Annotated in this window: 14 protein-coding genes; 7 read left to right on the forward strand and 7 right to left on the reverse strand. The window is 60.8% G+C overall.

Going from position 1 to position 15,696, the window contains the following annotated elements:
* The first annotated feature begins 57 nt into the window (after positions 1-57).
* The 7 genes from CU100_RS15675 (at position 58) to pldH (ending at position 7,611) form a co-directional block, all read left to right on the forward strand.
* Positions 58-1,086 carry a putative B6 ABC transporter substrate-binding protein gene (locus CU100_RS15675; RefSeq protein ID WP_106717531.1) on the forward strand — a complete coding sequence of 343 codons (1,029 nt, stop codon included), beginning with the start codon at positions 58-60 and terminating at the stop codon, positions 1,084-1,086.
* Positions 1,087-1,166: 80 nt separating this feature from the next.
* Positions 1,167-2,738 (forward strand): putative B6 ABC transporter ATP-binding protein, encoded by a 1,572-nt coding sequence (locus CU100_RS15680; RefSeq protein WP_106717995.1) that lies wholly within the window; start codon positions 1,167-1,169, stop codon positions 2,736-2,738.
* Positions 2,735-3,829: a putative B6 ABC transporter permease subunit 2 gene (locus tag CU100_RS15685; RefSeq protein ID WP_106717532.1), complete on the forward strand. Its 1,095-nt coding sequence runs from the start codon at positions 2,735-2,737 to the stop codon at positions 3,827-3,829. Before CU100_RS15680 ends, CU100_RS15685 begins: the two co-directional genes overlap by 4 nt.
* A gap of 2 nt (positions 3,830-3,831) precedes the next feature.
* Positions 3,832-4,767, forward strand: a complete 936-nt coding sequence (locus tag CU100_RS15690; RefSeq protein WP_106717533.1) for a putative B6 ABC transporter permease subunit 1 — start codon at positions 3,832-3,834, stop codon at positions 4,765-4,767.
* Positions 4,768-4,813: 46 nt separating this feature from the next.
* Positions 4,814-5,620, forward strand: coding sequence for a 4-pyridoxolactonase (pldA, locus tag CU100_RS15695; RefSeq protein WP_106717996.1), 807 nt, complete (start codon positions 4,814-4,816; stop codon positions 5,618-5,620).
* A gap of 27 nt (positions 5,621-5,647) precedes the next feature.
* Positions 5,648-6,826, forward strand: a complete 1,179-nt coding sequence (gene ppaT / locus CU100_RS15700; protein ID WP_106717997.1) for a pyridoxamine--pyruvate transaminase — start codon at positions 5,648-5,650, stop codon at positions 6,824-6,826.
* Between the two features lie 38 nt (positions 6,827-6,864).
* On the forward strand, positions 6,865-7,611 hold the full coding sequence (pldH, locus tag CU100_RS15705; RefSeq protein ID WP_106717534.1) for a pyridoxal 4-dehydrogenase, SDR-type: 747 nt from the start codon (positions 6,865-6,867) through the stop codon (positions 7,609-7,611).
* A gap of 27 nt (positions 7,612-7,638) precedes the next feature.
* On the opposite strand, the gene CU100_RS15710 is transcribed toward pldH, so the two are convergent.
* From CU100_RS15710 to CU100_RS15740, 7 genes are all read right to left on the reverse strand, one after another.
* Complete coding sequence (locus CU100_RS15710) at positions 7,639-8,046, reverse strand: hypothetical protein (protein ID WP_106717535.1); 408 nt, start codon at positions 8,044-8,046, stop codon at positions 7,639-7,641.
* A 71-nt stretch (positions 8,047-8,117) separates the two neighbouring features.
* Positions 8,118-9,824 carry an FAD-dependent oxidoreductase gene (locus tag CU100_RS15715; RefSeq protein WP_106717536.1) on the reverse strand — a complete coding sequence of 569 codons (1,707 nt, stop codon included), beginning with the start codon at positions 9,822-9,824 and terminating at the stop codon, positions 8,118-8,120.
* Positions 9,825-9,973: 149 nt separating this feature from the next.
* A complete protein-coding gene (locus CU100_RS15720) occupies positions 9,974-11,203 on the reverse strand; it encodes an MFS transporter (RefSeq protein WP_106717537.1) in 1,230 nt (409 codons plus the stop codon).
* Between the two features lie 127 nt (positions 11,204-11,330).
* Positions 11,331-11,963 carry a hypothetical protein gene (locus tag CU100_RS15725; RefSeq protein WP_106717538.1) on the reverse strand — a complete coding sequence of 211 codons (633 nt, stop codon included), beginning with the start codon at positions 11,961-11,963 and terminating at the stop codon, positions 11,331-11,333.
* A 9-nt stretch (positions 11,964-11,972) separates the two neighbouring features.
* Positions 11,973-14,228, reverse strand: coding sequence for a xanthine dehydrogenase family protein molybdopterin-binding subunit (locus CU100_RS15730; RefSeq protein WP_106717539.1), 2,256 nt, complete (start codon positions 14,226-14,228; stop codon positions 11,973-11,975).
* A 1-nt stretch (position 14,229) separates the two neighbouring features.
* On the reverse strand, positions 14,230-14,691 hold the full coding sequence (locus CU100_RS15735) for a (2Fe-2S)-binding protein (RefSeq protein ID WP_106717540.1): 462 nt from the start codon (positions 14,689-14,691) through the stop codon (positions 14,230-14,232).
* 321 nt (positions 14,692-15,012) lie between these two features.
* Positions 15,013-15,441 (reverse strand): GlcG/HbpS family heme-binding protein, encoded by a 429-nt coding sequence (locus tag CU100_RS15740; protein WP_106717541.1) that lies wholly within the window; start codon positions 15,439-15,441, stop codon positions 15,013-15,015.
* Positions 15,442-15,696 lie beyond the last annotated feature (255 nt).

Below are 15,696 nucleotides of genomic sequence, written 5' to 3' on the forward strand. Positions count from 1 at the left end.
TCGCATATGCACAATAACAACATAATATTGATTGGTAAATCAAACAGAGAGGGTAACATGTTTAAGATTCTGAAGAGTAGTGTGAGTGCAGCTATACTGAGTGGCGTCTTGCTGGGCAGCGCGCTTGCCGGCGAAGTCAAGTCGATCGCCATCCTGACGCCCGAAGAAGGCACCGATTACGGCTGGAACCAGCAGGGGATCGATGCCGCCAGGGCGGCGGGCAAGGCCGCCGGCGTCGAAGTGGTCGTCGCCCAGGGCCTCGGCTACGGCGATGTTCGTCCGACGCTGCGGGAGCTCGCGTCCGATGGCGCCAGCTTGCTGATCGCCCACGCCAGCGGTTACAACACTTCGGGGCCTGAAATCGCCAAGGAATTGAAGGTTCCGGTGGCGATCGTCGATACGCCGAGCGGCCTGGAGAAGGGTCTCGTCGCCGACTACACGCTGAGCGGTCACCAGGGCGCTTATCTCGCCGGCCGTCTTGCCGCCAAGATGTCGCGCTCGAAGTCGGTCGGCATCGTCGTGTCGGGCGAACCGCCCTCGTGGAATTCGCAGTCAGCGGCGTTCGCGCAGGGCGTGAAGGCGGAGAACCCAGAGGTCAAGATCACCTATGCGGTGATCGGACCCGCCGCCTACAGCGACGCAGCCGGCGGCAAGCGCGTCACCGAAAGCGTGATCGCCTCGGGCGCCGACATCATCTTCGGCCAGGGCAATGGTTCGAGCTTCGGCATGCTGCAGGCGGTCGAGACGACCAAGGCGGCTGACGGCGGCAAGGTCTATTTTATCGACGTCATCGGCGACAAGACGCCGATCGACAAGGGCTTCCTGCTGTCGTCGGTGGTGTGGAACATTGAGCCGGTCTACGCGGCGATGATCAACGACCTGAAGGCCGACACGTTCGGCACCAAGAGCTACTCGATCGGCCTCAAGGATGACTCGGTCAAGCTGCTGAAGACCGCTGCAATCCCGGACAAGGTCTGGACCGAGATCCAGATGCTGCGCGAGGAAGTCATTTCCGGCAAGATACCGGTCGAGCCGGTCTATGATGCAGCGGCTGTCAGGGCGCTGATGACCAGCGTCGCCCAGTAGGGCAATTTAAACCGGCTACCGGAAGGGTGACCCGTTCATCCCTCCGGACCGATTTCATGTTTTTGAGGTTGTGGGCTTTCATGGGCAGTCTTTCTTCATTACCGGGCGCCGACACATGCGACATCGTCGCGCTTGCAGGCGTGACCAAACGCTTCCCCGGCATTGTCGCCAATGACAGCATCGACCTGTCAATCCGTCCGGGCGAGGTGCATGTGCTGCTCGGCGAGAATGGCGCGGGAAAATCCACCTTGATCGGCATGCTGTCCGGCCTGCTGCAGCCGGACGAGGGACGCATACTGGTCGACGGCAAAGTGACACAGATCACCTCGCCGCGCCACGCGCTGGCGCTCGGTATTGGAACCGTCTTCCAGCACATGATGCTGGTGCCGGCTCTGAGCGTGGCCGAGAACCTTCTGCTTGGCGGGCCCTGGTGGCAGCGCCCCAGGATCGAGGCGCTTGAGGCGCGCGTCGCCAAGATCACACGCAGCCTCGGCATCACGGTGAAGCTGCATGCCAGGGTGTCGGAGCTTTCGCTTGGCGAGCAGCAGCAGGTGGAGATCCTGCGCGCCATGGTGCGCAACAGTCGGCTACTGATCCTCGACGAATCCACCTCTATGCTGACGCCGAAGGGCATCGACGAACTGGGCACGCTGATGCGCCGCCTCGTCAAGCAGGGACTGGCGATCGTCTTTATCACCCACAAGCTCAAGGAGGCGGCGGCCTTCGGCGACCGCATCTCGGTGCTGAAGCTCGGCCGCAAGGTCGGCGAGATTCCGCCCGAGCGCTTCCGCGCGCTGGGCGAACAGGAGATCATCTCGCAGATCGTGGATTTGATGTTCGGCAAGCAGAAGGACGATCCGGAAGCGGTCGAGCGCCCCATCCGCAAAGTCAGCGTTGAAGCCGCTCCGTTGCTTCAGGTCACGGATCTCGCGGCGGCGCCTACGGACAACGCACCGGGCCTGTCGTCGATCTCCTTTGACATTCGTCCAGGCGAGATCCTTGGCATAGCCGGCATCGATGGCAACGGCCAGAAACAACTGGCGGAGGCATTGGCAGGTCAACGCGTGACGACTGGTGGTTCGGTGCGGCTGGAGGGAACCGCCATCGAGATGCTGAGCGTTGGCGAACGCCGCCAGCGCGGTCTACGCTACCTGACCGACGACCGGCTGGGCGAAGGCACTGTCGGAACCTTCCCGGTCTCGATAAACTTCTTCCTCAAGCAGGTGGGCGCCCCTCCGTTCTGGCGCAACGGCTTCGAACAGCGCGCCGAGATCGACAAGCGCGCCGCCCAGCTCGTGCGCGAGTACGATGTACGCACGCCAAGCCTGAAGACGCCGGTCGCGCGGCTTTCGGGCGGCAATATCCAGAAGGTTCTGCTGGCGCGCGAACTGGCCGAAGGCGCCAAGGTCGTGATCTTCAACAAACCGACCTATGGGCTCGATCTCGCCAATACGCTGGCGTCGCGCCAGCGCATCTGCGCCACCGCAGCGCGCGGCCTTGCTGTATTGCTGATCTCCACCGACCTTGAGGAATTGCTCAGCATGTGCGACCGCATAGCCGTCATCGCCAGCGGAGCGCTGGTCGGCACCGTCGAGAACGTAGACGACGCCCGCACCAGGGTCGGTCGCCTGATGATCGGACTGGCCGCATGAGTATCGACACCCCCTCGGTCAATGCTACCGCACCCGATCCCACGAGCGCGGCGGCCGCGCGCCGTGACATCCTCCACAGGCTGCTGATGACGCTCGGCCCGATCCTGGCCGCACTGGTCATCGCCGGTTGCATCCTGCTTGCCGTCGGCGTCGACCCGCTCGCCTATTATGGCTATGTGTTGGAAAAGGGCCTGTTCTCGCCGCTTGGCATTCAGCAGACGCTGACGCGCATGGCGCCGCTGCTGTTTCTTGCCGCCGGTCTGATCGTGGCCTTTCGCGCCGGGATGTGGAATCTTGGCGGCGACGGCCAGTTCCTGCTTGGTGCCGTCACGGCAGCCGCCAGCGCTCCGGTGTTCGTCCAGTTGATGCCGGCCTGGCTGGCTCTCATCTGTTCGTTCCTGATCGCCGCAGCGGTAGCGATGATCTGGTCGCTGGTGCCGGCGCTGCTGCGGGGCTATCAGGGCGTCAACGAGATCATCACCACGCTGATGATGACGTTCCTGGGCACCTCGCTTGCCAATGTTCTGGTCAAGCTTGTGTTTCGCGATCCCGGCACGACCGTTCCCCAGACACGCACGCTACCGGTGGAGGACCGGCTGCCGCGCCTGTTCGATACGACCATCACCAGCGGGCTGCTGCTCGGCCTGGCAGCAATCATCATCGTGCATCTGGTGATGACGCGCACGGCGTTCGGGCTGAAACTGCGAATCGTCGGCGCCAATCCGCGAGCGGCGATTCATGCCGGGCTCGGCGTACCTGGTCTGACTGTTGCCGTCTTTGCCATTTCCGCCGGGCTCGCGGGCCTTGCCGGTGCCGTCGACATCATCGGCGTGCAGGGCAATGTCCGCGCCGACTGGAACCCCGCTTACGGGCTGGCAGTCATTCCGGCCGTGTTCCTCGCCCGCATGAACGGTTTTGCCGCCATAGGTTTCGTGTTCCTGCTTTCGGTGCTGTCGATCGGCGGCGAAAGCGCGGCACGGCGGCTTGGTGTGCCCAATCATTTCACACTGGTACTGGTCTCCATCGTGCTGATCGTGCTCGCTCTTGCCGAGTATGTCGACCACCGTTACAACCAGTCGAGAAAGGCTTGAGCATGACCGGGCTATTCAGCGAAGTCTTTCTCGGCGCGCTCATGTTCGGCGCCGTCACCGCGGCCATCCCGCTGCTGCTGGCCGGCCTCGGCGAGCAGATGTCGGAAAAAGCCGGCGTGCTCAACATCGGCATCGAAGGCATGATGCTGGCCGGTGCCTATCTTGGCTTCGTCGGCGCGTTCTATTCCGGGTCGCTGTGGCTGGGATTCCTAACAGGTGCCGCCGGCGGCGTCGCGGTGGCGCTGATCATGGCGCTGCTCTGCGTGCGCATCGGGCTGAACCAGATCGTCATCGGCATCGCGCTGACACTGGGTCTCGAAGGCCTGACGGCGCTGCTTCATCATTTCCAGTTCTCACGCAGCTATCCGCGCCTGCCAGCGGCGAACGCCACCGTCATTCCGCTGCTGTCGGATATTCCTGTCATCGGACCTGCCTTCTTCAAGCATCACCTGATCGTCTATCTGGCGCTCGCGCTGGTGTTCGGCATGCGTTACCTTTATCGGCACACCCAGCTCGGCCTCAACCTGCAGGCGGCGGGCGACAAGCCGGCTGCGCTCGATGTCGCCGGTATCGATGTCATCAAGACCCGGACCATCGCGGTGCTGACGACCGGCGCGCTGGCCGGGCTCGGCGGCGCCTATCTTGCCAATGTCGGGGCCGGCCTGTTCATTCCGTTCATCAGCAACGGCGCCGGTTTTCTCGGCATCGTGCTGGCCATGCTGGCGCGCGGGCGTCCGGTCTGGGTGCTGTTCGGCGCCCTGCTGTTCGGCGTGTGCCTGTCGCTGACGACTGCCATGCAGGTGGCGGGCATCAACATACCGACCGACGTCATCCAGATGCTGCCATTCCTGGCGGTGATGATCATGCTGGTGTTGTTCGGCCGGCGGGCCAGTCTACCGGCGGCGCTGGGTATTCCATATGAGCGCGGTACGCGCTGACAACAATCAGTTGCGCGATGGGACCCGCGCCAAACAGGAGGGAATAATGTCGGATACCAAGATCTACCTGCTCGATGGCGGCTCGCTCGTTCTCGACGGCTATCATGTGTTCTGGAATCGCGGCCCTGGCGGCGAAGTGCGCTTTCCGGTCTATTCGATCCTGATCGAGCATGCCGAGGGCCGCTTCCTGATCGATACGGGCTATGACTACGATCACGTCATGAAGGTGCTGCCCTTCGAGAAGCCGATCCAGGAAAAGCACCAGACCATTCCCGGCGCGCTTGCCTTGCTCGGGCTCGAGCCCAGGGACATCGACGTTGTCGTCAATTCGCATTTCCATTTCGACCATTGCGGCGGCAACAAGTATTTTCCGCATGCCAAGAAGATCTGCCACCGCAGCGAGATACCGCAGGCCTGCAATCCCCAACCCTTCGAACATCTGGGCTATTCGGACCTGAGCTTCTCGGCGGAGGCCGCGGAAGCACGTGGCGCGACCGCGCAACTGCTGGAAGGCACGACGCGCGCCAATTCGACCTTCGAGGGCATCGAGGGCGACATCGATCTGGCCAAGGGGGTAAAGCTGATCTCGACGCCCGGCCATTCGATCGGCCACTACAGCTTGCTCGTCGAGTTCCCCAAGCGCCAGCCGATGATGTTCACCATCGACGCGGCCTATACCCAGAAGAGCCTTGAAACCCTGTGCCAGGCGGCGTTCCATATCGACCCGGTGGCGGGCGTCAATTCGATGCGCAAAGTGAAGAAACTGGCCGAGGACCATGGTGCCGAACTGATGTATTCGCACGACATGGAAAACTTCAGGAACTACAAGACCGGCACGCAATTCTACGGCTGATCGCCCGCCAAGTCAGGAGAGAAGATGATGCGCTATCCCGAACACGCCGATCCGGTGATCACCCTGACCTCGGGGCCGGTGAACGCCTATGCGCAAGTGCTGCGCGGCCTCGGGCGCACGGTGCTTTACGACTACGACCCGGCGTTTCAGCTTCTCTACGAGAATGTGGTCAACAAGGCGCAGCAGGCGATGCGGCTGTCGAACAGGCCGGTCATTCTGCATGGCGAGCCGGTACTGGGCCTTGAAGCCGCCGCGGCTTCCCTGATCGCGCCCGACGACGTCGTGCTCAATCTTGCCTCCGGCGTTTACGGTAAGGGGTTCGGCTATTGGGCGAAGCGCTATTCGCCACACCTCATCGAAATCGAGGTGCCCTACAATGAAGCGATCGACCCGCAAGAGGTGGAGGCAATGCTGAAAGCGCATCCGGAAATCACCATCGTTTCCGTGTGCCATCATGACACGCCATCTGGCACCATTAATCCGATCGATGCCATCGGCGCGCTGGTCTCGGCGCATGGCGGTTATCTCATCGTCGACGCCGTCTCGTCTTTTGGCGGCATGAAGACGCATCCGGAGGATTGCAAGGCCGATATCTATGTCACCGGTCCCAACAAATGCCTGGGCGCGCCTCCCGGCCTCACCATGATGGGCGTCAGCGAGCGGGCCTGGTCCAAGATGAAGGCAAATCCACTAGCGCCGCGCGCATCGATGCTGAGCATCGTCGACTGGCAAAATGCGTGGTCAAGGCACGAGCCGTTTCCGTTCACGCCGTCGGTCTCGGAGATCAATGGGCTCGATGTCGCGCTCGACCTTTATCTCGACGAGGGACCGGAGGCGGTGTGGGCGCGCCACACGCTTACTGCCAAGGCAATGCGCGCCGGCGTCACCGCGATGGGCCTGTCGATCTGGGCCGCCAGCGACTGGATCGCCTCGCCAACCACCACTGCCGTTCGCACCCCCGAAGGTGTTGACGAGAAGCTGCTTCGACAGGCCGCGCGCGCCCGCTATGGCGTGGTGTTTTCGTCGGGTCGCGGCGAAACATTGGGCAAGCTGACGCGGATCGGCCATATGGGTCCGACCGCCCAGCCGATCTACGCGATCGCCGCGCTGACGGCGCTTGGCGGCGCCATGAATGCTTTGGGCCAGAAGCTTGCGATCGGCAAAGGCATCGAGGCGGCGCTCGCCATTATCGACGCCGACGCGTGAGTTGAAATCACAGGATCACAAATCATGGAGCATGCAAAATGAACGAACGGCTTGCGGGAAAGACGGCGCTGGTTACGGGGGCCGCACAAGGGATCGGCAAGGCTATCGCCGCGCGGTTGGCCGCCGATGGCGCGACCGTCATGGTCAGCGACATCAACGCGCAGGGCGCCGAGGCGGCGGCCGCATCGATCGGTGGAAAAGCGAGGGCGATTGCCGCCGACATTTCCGATCCGGCATCTGTTAAGGCACTGTTTGCCGAAATACAGGCGCTGACGGGCGGCATCGACATCCTGGTCAACAATGCCAGCATCGTGCCGTTCATTGCCTGGGACGACGTCGATCTTGAACATTGGCGCAAGATCATTGACGTCAATCTGACCGGCACCTTCATCGTCAGCCGCGCGGGAACTGACCAGATGCGCGACGCTGGCAAGGCCGGCCGGGTGATCAGCATCGCATCCAACACCTTTTTTGCCGGCACGCCGAACATGGCGGCCTATGTCGCGGCCAAGGGCGGCGTCATCGGCTTCACCAGGGCGCTCGCCACAGAACTTGGCAAATACAACATCACGGCAAATGCGGTGACGCCCGGCCTGATCGAGAGCGAAGGCGTCAAGGCGAGCCCGCACAATGAGGCGTTCGGCTTCGTCGAGATGCTTCAGGCGATGAAAGGCAAAGGGCAGCCTGAACATATCGCCGATGTGGTTTCGTTTCTTGCCTCCGACGATGCGCGCTGGATCACGGGCCAGACGTTGAATGTCGATGCCGGAATGGTACGCCACTAGCCTGATCCATGCCGACACAGCGACCGTCTAACCAGGTGCTTGACCAAGCAGCTCAGGGCCGAGCGGCGTCGGCGCTTGTCCAAAGGCAGCCCACGTGCGGGCTGCCTTCATCGGGCATATGAGGGGGTCAAACCTGCACATGGGTAAGACACTGTCCTTTTCCTGGCAAGCCCAGGTCCAGCCCAGCATCTGCTTTTTACCCTGGCGGCGTAGCTGGGGAGTGCCATCGACGCCGGTGCGCAAGATGTCGTGTATGCCGTAACGGCCGTCCGCAGTCATCCGGCAGATCGTATCAAATCGATTGTCGGCTGCATTGTCGGTCTCGAGTACGCAGCGCGCGACAAACCCGGATCGCACGACGGTAAATGCGATTGCATAGAAGAATTGGCGACAGTCGGCGTCACAAGGACAATTGACGAAAACATCCCGATTCACGCGGCCACTTATTCCTTGGCGTCGGCATTGTCGAGGAGGCAGCCTGGCCTTCAGGTCCTCCTTGGAGCATATCAGCCTGGACCTGGGATAGGCGTGGGAGCCACGATCGACGCGGATCCCACATTTCGCACCAAAAAAGAATGGATCTGCGCGATGACCGCCGCGCCCTCACCGACCGCGGCCGCGACCCTCTTGGTGGAGCCGGCCCGTGCGTCTCCAACGGCAAAGATGCCAGGGCAACTGGTTTCTAGCGGCAGTCGTTCGCCATGGCCTATAGCGTCCCCCGTGAGAACGAACCCCTTTGGGTCGATCGCGACACAGCCGTCAAGCCAGCTGGTATTAGGATCGGCGCCAATGAACAGGAAGAGATGGCGCGAAGCACACTCCTCGGTCTCGCCGGTTCGGGCGTCACGGAAGGTGGCGCCGGTCAGACCTGTCTCTCGGTCGCCATGTAAGCCCACAATCTCGCTGCCCACATGGAGTTCGACATTATCCAACCCCGCGATCCGGTCGATCAGATACTTTGACATGGTCTGCTCGAGCGGTCGCCGGACGACAAGGTGCAAGTGCCGGACCTGCGGCGCGAGGTAGGCAACGGCTTGGCCGGCCGAGTTTCCGCCGCCGACGAGGGTGACTTCCTCTCCGGCGCACAGGCGGGCCTCGATCGGCGATGCCCAGTAGGAAACGCCGGCCCCCTCCAGCTCGTCGACATTGGTGATTTCAGGCCGACGGTAGCGTGCTCCTGACGCGATCACAATGGAACGCGCCCGCGCGGTACACCCATTGCTGAGCTCGAGAGAGAAAGGAGCTTCCGACTCAGGTCCATGGCAGCACAGCTTTCCGACGGTCAATGGGATTGCAAGCTCGGCACCGAACTTCGTCGCCTGATTGAAGGCACGCCCTGCAAGAGCCTGTCCGGAGATACCAGTTGGGAAGCCGAGATAGTTTTCGATCCGGGCGGATGCGCCCGCTTGGCCGCCGAAAGCCCGCGAGTCGAGAACCAAAACAGACAGTCCCTCAGATGCCCCATAGACAGCGGTGGCCAGCCCAGCCGGTCCCGCTCCGACGACTGCCACGTCATAGACATTCTTCGGATCGAGATCCGGCATGATGCCAAGACAGGACGCAGCATCCGCGTCGCTCGGATTTCTGAGCAATGTGCCGTTTGGGCAGATCATCAATGGCAGATCTTCATGTGCAATGCCGAGCCGTTCGACCAGCTCGCGCCCCTCGGCCTCACATGCGGCGACGAGGGAGTGGGGATAGCCGTTGCGGGTGAGAAATCCGGACAACCTCACGATGTCGGGATCATCCCGGCGTCCAACCAGAATCGACCCCGCACCGCCGACCTGACCTTCTTGGATCAGCGAGACGCGACGGAGAATGTAGGCGCGCATGATTGCTTCACCAACATCCGCCGACCCGATGACAAGCGCGCGAAGATGTGGTGCATCAAAGGGTATTGCAGTAACGCCGTTGTCGCCCGCGACCACCGATGCCAGGGTTGCATGACCAGACAACTGATTGGTCTCGCCGGTGAACTGGCCGGTACCGTAGGAGGCGATTACGGACGACCTGCCAGACCCAGCGCGCTGAATTGCATCGGCGGAGCCCTCTAGGACAAGCCAGGCAGGCACGTTGCGGGTTCCGATCTCATAGACGATGTCGCCTGGGCCGAAGCGCCTCGGCTCGCCGCTCGCGAAGCGCCGAGCCATCCTGATTTGGAAAGTCGAAAGTGTTGGATATGCTTGCTCCCGTCGAGCATCGGTGATCGCCATTGTGTGAACTCCATATCGACATATCGGCCGGCCTATGGTCGTGCTCGTGAGCGACGGTATCCCGATCAGTTGTCAGTCTATCCTGCGCACCACCAAAGCCCAGGCTTGCCGCCTGCTGCCGCGGACATTTCCATGCAACCCATGGCGGGTCAAGCAGGCGCTGGCTGAGGAACCTTAGGCAAGGTGAGCGCAAAGACGAGCAGACCCAGAAGGGTCAGTCCAAAGCCCGCCCATACGGTGGAGAGAAGACCAAAGCCGGCCGCAATTGTCAGGCTGCCTGTCCAGGCACCGATCGCGTTGGCAATATTGAGCGCAGCAAGGTTCAGGGCGCCCATCAATGTAGGGGCATCCGGAGCAACACGCGTCAGGCGCACCTGGATCGTGGGAATGGCGACCATCATGGTGACGCCGACGCCGAACAGCGCTGGCATCAATATCCACACCTTGCCGCCACCGGTCGCCAGCACCGAAAGCACGATCAGGGCGCTGCCATAGCCCACGACCATTCCTCGCGCGGGATATGAATCCGCCAGCCGTCCTCCTATCCAATTACCCGCCGTCATTCCAAGGCCGAATAGTGCCAGCGCCACAGGAATCCATGCTTGATCTAGCGTTGCAAGGTCGGTAACGAAGGGACCGATAAAAGTATAGACAGCGAAGATGCTGGCCACGCCGAGTGCCGCGACGAGCATCATGGCCCAAACCGCCGGCCGGCGCAGAGAGGCCAATTCCTGCCTCACGGATCCGCCCTGAAGCGCCTGGGTTCGAGGCACCCAGGTCCACAAGGCAATCAAGGCCAGACCGGCTACCGCGGCGACGCTGAAATAGGTGTTTCGCCAGCCAAGACTCTGGCCGAGGAATGTCGCCAGGGGCGAGCCGATGATCGTGGCGACCGTCAGACCGGACATGACGAGTGCAAAGGCCTTGCCGGCATGACCAGGGCCAACGATGTACGACGCAACCACGGCGCCGGCACCGAAATAGGCTCCTTGCGGCATGCCGCTGATGAAGCGGGCGAAGGCGAACGTACCGAGATCGGTGGCGAGCGCAGACAGGACATTTCCCAGGATGAACAGGCCCATGAGGCACAGGAGAAGGGTTCTTCGGTTAAGCCGAGCCGCCGCCAGTGTAACGAGAGGAGCTCCGATCACTACACCGAAGGCGTAGGCAGCGATCGCATTGGTTGCTGAGGGGATGTCGATTCCAAGACTGGCGGAGAACAGCTGGAGCATCCCCATGCTAGCAAACTCGGACGTCCCGATGCAGAAGCTTCCGAGTGCCAGGGCGAACAACGTGAGGCCCCGCTTTCGCCGCTCCGCCTCGTTCGTGCAATGCACCTTTACGGCAGCGCATTGGCCACGATAGGCTTTCTCCAGCATCTCTGCCTCCTTTCACAATGGACCGAAGGATCACGCCGATCAGCACGAAACGGCCCACCCAAATGTCCGGTTGTCCGACCATGCGCACCGCGCCGCATGCGCATCGAACCACACCACAGTCTCCTCCTCAGTCCGGACAGGGCTGGCCGGCGGCTCCCCAAAGAGCCATGTCTTTGACGTGATCCTCGAAGGTTCCCGGCGGGGTCGTGCGGCCGGCGCCAGGCGCCCAGGCTCTTGGAATAAATCCGCTAAGTGATGCGTCGTGCCTCAAATGCTCGAGGAGACCGGCAGCGTCGCGGCCGCCATTGCGTTTGGGATCCTTCAGTTGGGTACAGATCTCGGCACCACTCTTGCCAAACCAGATGAATTCCACCGGCGCAAGCTGCCAGTCGATACCTGCATGCAAAGGCGCCGGTGCTGGATCGTTCGGTGCGGTCGAAGTCACGTGACACGTCGAACATGGGATTGTCTCTGCCCCTATCCGGCTTTCTCCACCATGGATATTCATGCCGTGCACTCGCGGCTTGCTTTCGCCAGCAGGTGTCCAGATCGGAATAGCCTGAGCATCGACGTGACAATTGGCGCAACGTGGGTGCGTCACCACCGCTTCAATTCTCTTCCAGGCCTGCAGCCCCTCGGCGGTGCTGACGCTGCCAGGCGGCAGCACATCGTTCGCCCCGTCTTCAGCCAGGACTATTCCCATCAGGGCGAAGATTGATGAACTGGCAAACGTGAGCGCGATCAGAGTTGTTCTTCTCATGGCCCGCCCTCACACGAAATCGATGAACTTGTTGAACGGCATCTCGCGGATACGCTTGCCGGTCGCGGCGAAGATGGCGTTAGCCAGCGCGGGCGCCGCAGGTGGTACGGGCGGCTCACCAATGCCCCTGACGGTGTAGTCGTTTTCCAGGCCACGCACCTCGATCACGGGACACTGATACATGCGCATAGCTTCGTGGTGGTTATAATTGGTCTGTTGCACAGCCCCTTTGGCATAGGTGAGTTCGCAGTTCATAGCATGGCCAAGACCCCACACGACGCCGCCCTGGACGAGATTCTCGAAGTTGACAGGATCGATAATCTTTCCGACATCAGCGGCCACCCACACCTTGTCGATTTTGATACCTGCGCCTGTCATAGTCACTTCGACGATCTCAGCAACAGCCGTGCCAAACGACTCGACAAACGCAACGCCGCGGCCTTTACCGCTTCCAAGGGGGCCTTTCCAGTCCGCCATCTCGCCAACGGTTTCCATAAGCTTCCGGTAGATGGGAATCTTGCACATTTCGATGCGCGCCATGAGCGGATCGAGCCCCGCTGCGTGAATCAACTCGTCGATAAAACTTTCGGTGAAAAATCCGTTGGCTGAAGCCCCAACGGACCGCCAGGTCGTCGACGGTGACAGTCCTTGTACTTCGAAGCTTGTCGCCCGGTAATTGGGAATGTTGTAGTACACGTTCCAGATGCCAACCGCCAGTTGGCCATCGGGGTCCTTCGTTGGCGCGCCCATCCTCGCCTGGAGCTCTTTGAATGGCGCTGTTGCGGCCACCTGCAAATCGGCCGCCATGATCTTTCCACCATTGACACTTCCCCGACACCTGCCCATCGCAATCTGCCGAGGAATGTCCTGCAAGAAGTCTTCTTTGCGTGAGAAGATGAGCTTTACAGGTATCCCTCGCATCTGGTTCGCGATCTCGGCAAGTACTCTGACATTTTCGAATTCGAGGCGATGCCCAAAGCTCCCACCCATCCACTCGTTATGGAAGGTCACCTGTTCCGGCTTCATGCCAATTGCTGTGGCAGCGATGTACTGCACGGATTGTGGCGTTTGATGTCCGACCCAGATTTCCATTCCCTTATCGGTGACGATGCCTATGCCGTTGAGCGGCTCCAACGGTTGATGCCCCACGTAAGGTGCGCGATATTCCGCCTCGACCAGCGTACCATCATTCAACCCGGCGTCGATCTTGCCGTCGTTGCGCCACTCCTTACCGAGAAATTGTGGAGCAAAGGAAGCGGCAACGACGTTCCAGTGGTCAGCCTGTTCGGCCGGATATTTGCTCGGCTCCCATATGCAGTCGACCATTTCGGCCGCTTGCATCGCGTACCAGCTGTTCGTCGCGATCACGGCGATACCATTCGATATCTTGAGAATGGTCTGGACCCCAGGCATCGACTGAGCTTTGCTGGCGTCGTATGACTTGATCGGCTGCCCCTTGTTGGGGTTCAGCTTGACGGCGGCGTAAACCATGCCGTCCATCGTCCGGTCGATACCGAATTTCATTTCGCCGGTGACTTTTGATCGGATATCGAGTCGCTCCATCGGCTTGCCGAGAATTCGCCATTGTGACGGTTCTCGGAGCTTGGCGACCGCGACGGGTGTAATCTTCGCCGCATCGGCCGAAAGCGCGACGTACGGAATTTTCGTCCCGTCGGGCAAGATCACGCTTCCGGCCTCCGTGCGTAAGTCGACGACCGCGATTCCTGTGCGCTTGGCTGCAGCCGCCTTGAGCGTTTCCCGCGCGATCGCGCCGGCCATGCGCAGCTTTTCGTAGGTATCGGGAATGGCACTCGAGCCCCCGGTCATCTGCAGGCCGGCTTTCCTGAGCCATTCCAGGGCCGCCGCGCGAGCCTTCTCGGCTTCAGGGCTTTGGTCTGCCGCCATGAACGGCGCAAGTTCGTGGGCAAAGCCAGTATTGAAATAGGCAGGACTAGGTCCGGCGAAGCGAACCTCGAATTGCCCAGGCTCCAAGTCCAACTCTTCGGCGATCATGAGAGGCTGGATAGAACCGACCCCTTGGCCTTTGTCGGCATGCTGGGCAATCAGTGTTATTTTTTCCGGACTGATCTCTACCCAAGGATTGAATGAAACCGAATTCGGGCCGAGGTCCGCCATCAGCGGATTCGACGCGGCAGCGGAAGGTGCCGGTTGCGCCTGACCATACTGCCCGAAAGCCACACCTCCAGCGACCGCGACGGAGCCGAAAACGAAAGTACGACGCGAGAGACCCGGTTTCTCGCTCATCTCAATTCCCTCCAATCTTCTGAGCGGCTGTGTGAATCGCGAGGCGAATACGTTCATATGTTCCACACCGGCAGAGATTTCCCGACATGACCTTGTTGATGTCCTCATCCGAGGGTTGGGGATTCAATTTGAGCAGGGAGATCGCTTGCATAATTTGGCCGGTTTGACAGTAGCCGCACTGCGGTACCTGATGTTCGATCCAGGCCTCCTGCACCGGGTGCAGCTTGCCATTACCCACGGCTTCAATCGTGGTTATGGCCTTGCCCGCAATATCAACCATACGTGCCTGACAGGAGCGCACGGCTGCTCCATTGACTTGCACCGTACAAGCGCCGCATTGGGCTATTCCGCAACCATACTTTGGACTTGTTATGCCAAGCTCATCGCGCAAAACCCAGAGCAAAGGCATCTCGGGAACCACGTCTACTTGATGCCTAACGCCATTTACCGTGATATCAAACATGGCAAGCCTTCCCTAAGTTGCTCGTACTTGGCTATTGCAGGCAACCGTACTCGCGGCTTTCAAAGCTGCAAAGAATAGTTGACCGAAAATTTACTTCTTTTAACCGGCGGTTTGACATCAGCAACGGCCAACGCGGCGCCGAGGGAAAGTCGCCGGGGCATGCTGTCCGAAGGCGGCATGTCCAGTGCGCGACAAGTTCAGGATCGGTATCTCGCCAGAACCCGAGCGGGTGGCATGAGCACTGCGCCAATTCCTCACGACCATGGCTCCCTGTCTCGAGGGTGTAATAGCCATGCACGGCTTTTTTATCCGGATGTCTGGTTAAGCGTTGCTTGAATCAAGTGCCGCGATTGCCGCCTCAGCGACCGAAATGTCTTGCTCTATCGTTCCGGCGCTCGCGCCCACCGCACCAACGATTTCGCCGTCCATGCGCACCGGTATGCCGCCGCCGAAGATGATGACCCGCCCGCCATTGCTGTGCTCAATGCCGAAGAGCGGCGCACCAGGCTGTGCCAGTTCACTTAAATAGGCGGTGGTCTTATCGAATAGACGTGCCGTCACTGCCTTGCCGATGGCAAGATCGATGCTTCCGATGAGCGCCCCGTCCTGACGCGCAAAAGCCACGAGAGCACCACCGTAGTCGACGACGGCAATGTTGTAGGAAACGCCGAAGCTTGCGGCTCTGGCTTCCCCCGCCTCCAGCATGCGTTTCGCATCAGACAGGGTGAGGGTGGTACGAGTACAAGGCATCGTTCTTCCTCGGCCGGTTTTGCGTTTCCGCGCCTGAATCGGGTTAATTCGATAAACTCACTGACAGCCCCTCGGTTGTTATTTTCCCGGGCAACAACGGGTCGAGAAGCAGCCGAGCTGCCATCGCTTGCTCTTCGCGATTGTCCTGGAACGGCACTGCTGCAAGAGACTGTGTGCGAAGCCGTGCGAAGTACATTACAACCGAACGCGCCAAAATGGGGTAAAAAAAGGTAATTCCGGTAGGAGAGCTGTCAA

The organism is Phyllobacterium endophyticum (assembly GCF_003010935.1).
In the GTDB taxonomy this organism is placed as follows: Bacteria; Pseudomonadota; Alphaproteobacteria; order Rhizobiales; family Rhizobiaceae; genus Phyllobacterium; species Phyllobacterium endophyticum.

What these genes read in the sequence shown, in the direction of transcription:
- CU100_RS15715 (WP_106717536.1), bottom strand. Translation starts at nt 9,824, where the DNA reads ATGGCGATCACCGATGCTCGACGGGAGCAAGCATATCCAACACTTTCG.
- CU100_RS15740 (WP_106717541.1), bottom strand. Translation starts at nt 15,441, where the DNA reads ATGCCTTGTACTCGTACCACCCTCACCCTGTCTGATGCGAAACGCATG.
- CU100_RS15730 (WP_106717539.1), bottom strand. Translation starts at nt 14,228, where the DNA reads ATGAGCGAGAAACCGGGTCTCTCGCGTCGTACTTTCGTTTTCGGCTCC.
- pldH (WP_106717534.1), top strand. Translation starts at nt 6,865, where the DNA reads ATGAACGAACGGCTTGCGGGAAAGACGGCGCTGGTTACGGGGGCCGCA.
- CU100_RS15735 (WP_106717540.1), bottom strand. Translation starts at nt 14,691, where the DNA reads ATGTTTGATATCACGGTAAATGGCGTTAGGCATCAAGTAGACGTGGTT.
- CU100_RS15720 (WP_106717537.1), bottom strand. Translation starts at nt 11,203, where the DNA reads ATGCTGGAGAAAGCCTATCGTGGCCAATGCGCTGCCGTAAAGGTGCAT.
- CU100_RS15675 (WP_106717531.1), top strand. Translation starts at nt 58, where the DNA reads ATGTTTAAGATTCTGAAGAGTAGTGTGAGTGCAGCTATACTGAGTGGC.
- CU100_RS15725 (WP_106717538.1), bottom strand. Translation starts at nt 11,963, where the DNA reads ATGAGAAGAACAACTCTGATCGCGCTCACGTTTGCCAGTTCATCAATC.
- CU100_RS15690 (WP_106717533.1), top strand. Translation starts at nt 3,832, where the DNA reads ATGACCGGGCTATTCAGCGAAGTCTTTCTCGGCGCGCTCATGTTCGGC.
- pldA (WP_106717996.1), top strand. Translation starts at nt 4,814, where the DNA reads ATGTCGGATACCAAGATCTACCTGCTCGATGGCGGCTCGCTCGTTCTC.
- CU100_RS15685 (WP_106717532.1), top strand. Translation starts at nt 2,735, where the DNA reads ATGAGTATCGACACCCCCTCGGTCAATGCTACCGCACCCGATCCCACG.
- CU100_RS15680 (WP_106717995.1), top strand. Translation starts at nt 1,167, where the DNA reads ATGGGCAGTCTTTCTTCATTACCGGGCGCCGACACATGCGACATCGTC.
- ppaT (WP_106717997.1), top strand. Translation starts at nt 5,648, where the DNA reads ATGCGCTATCCCGAACACGCCGATCCGGTGATCACCCTGACCTCGGGG.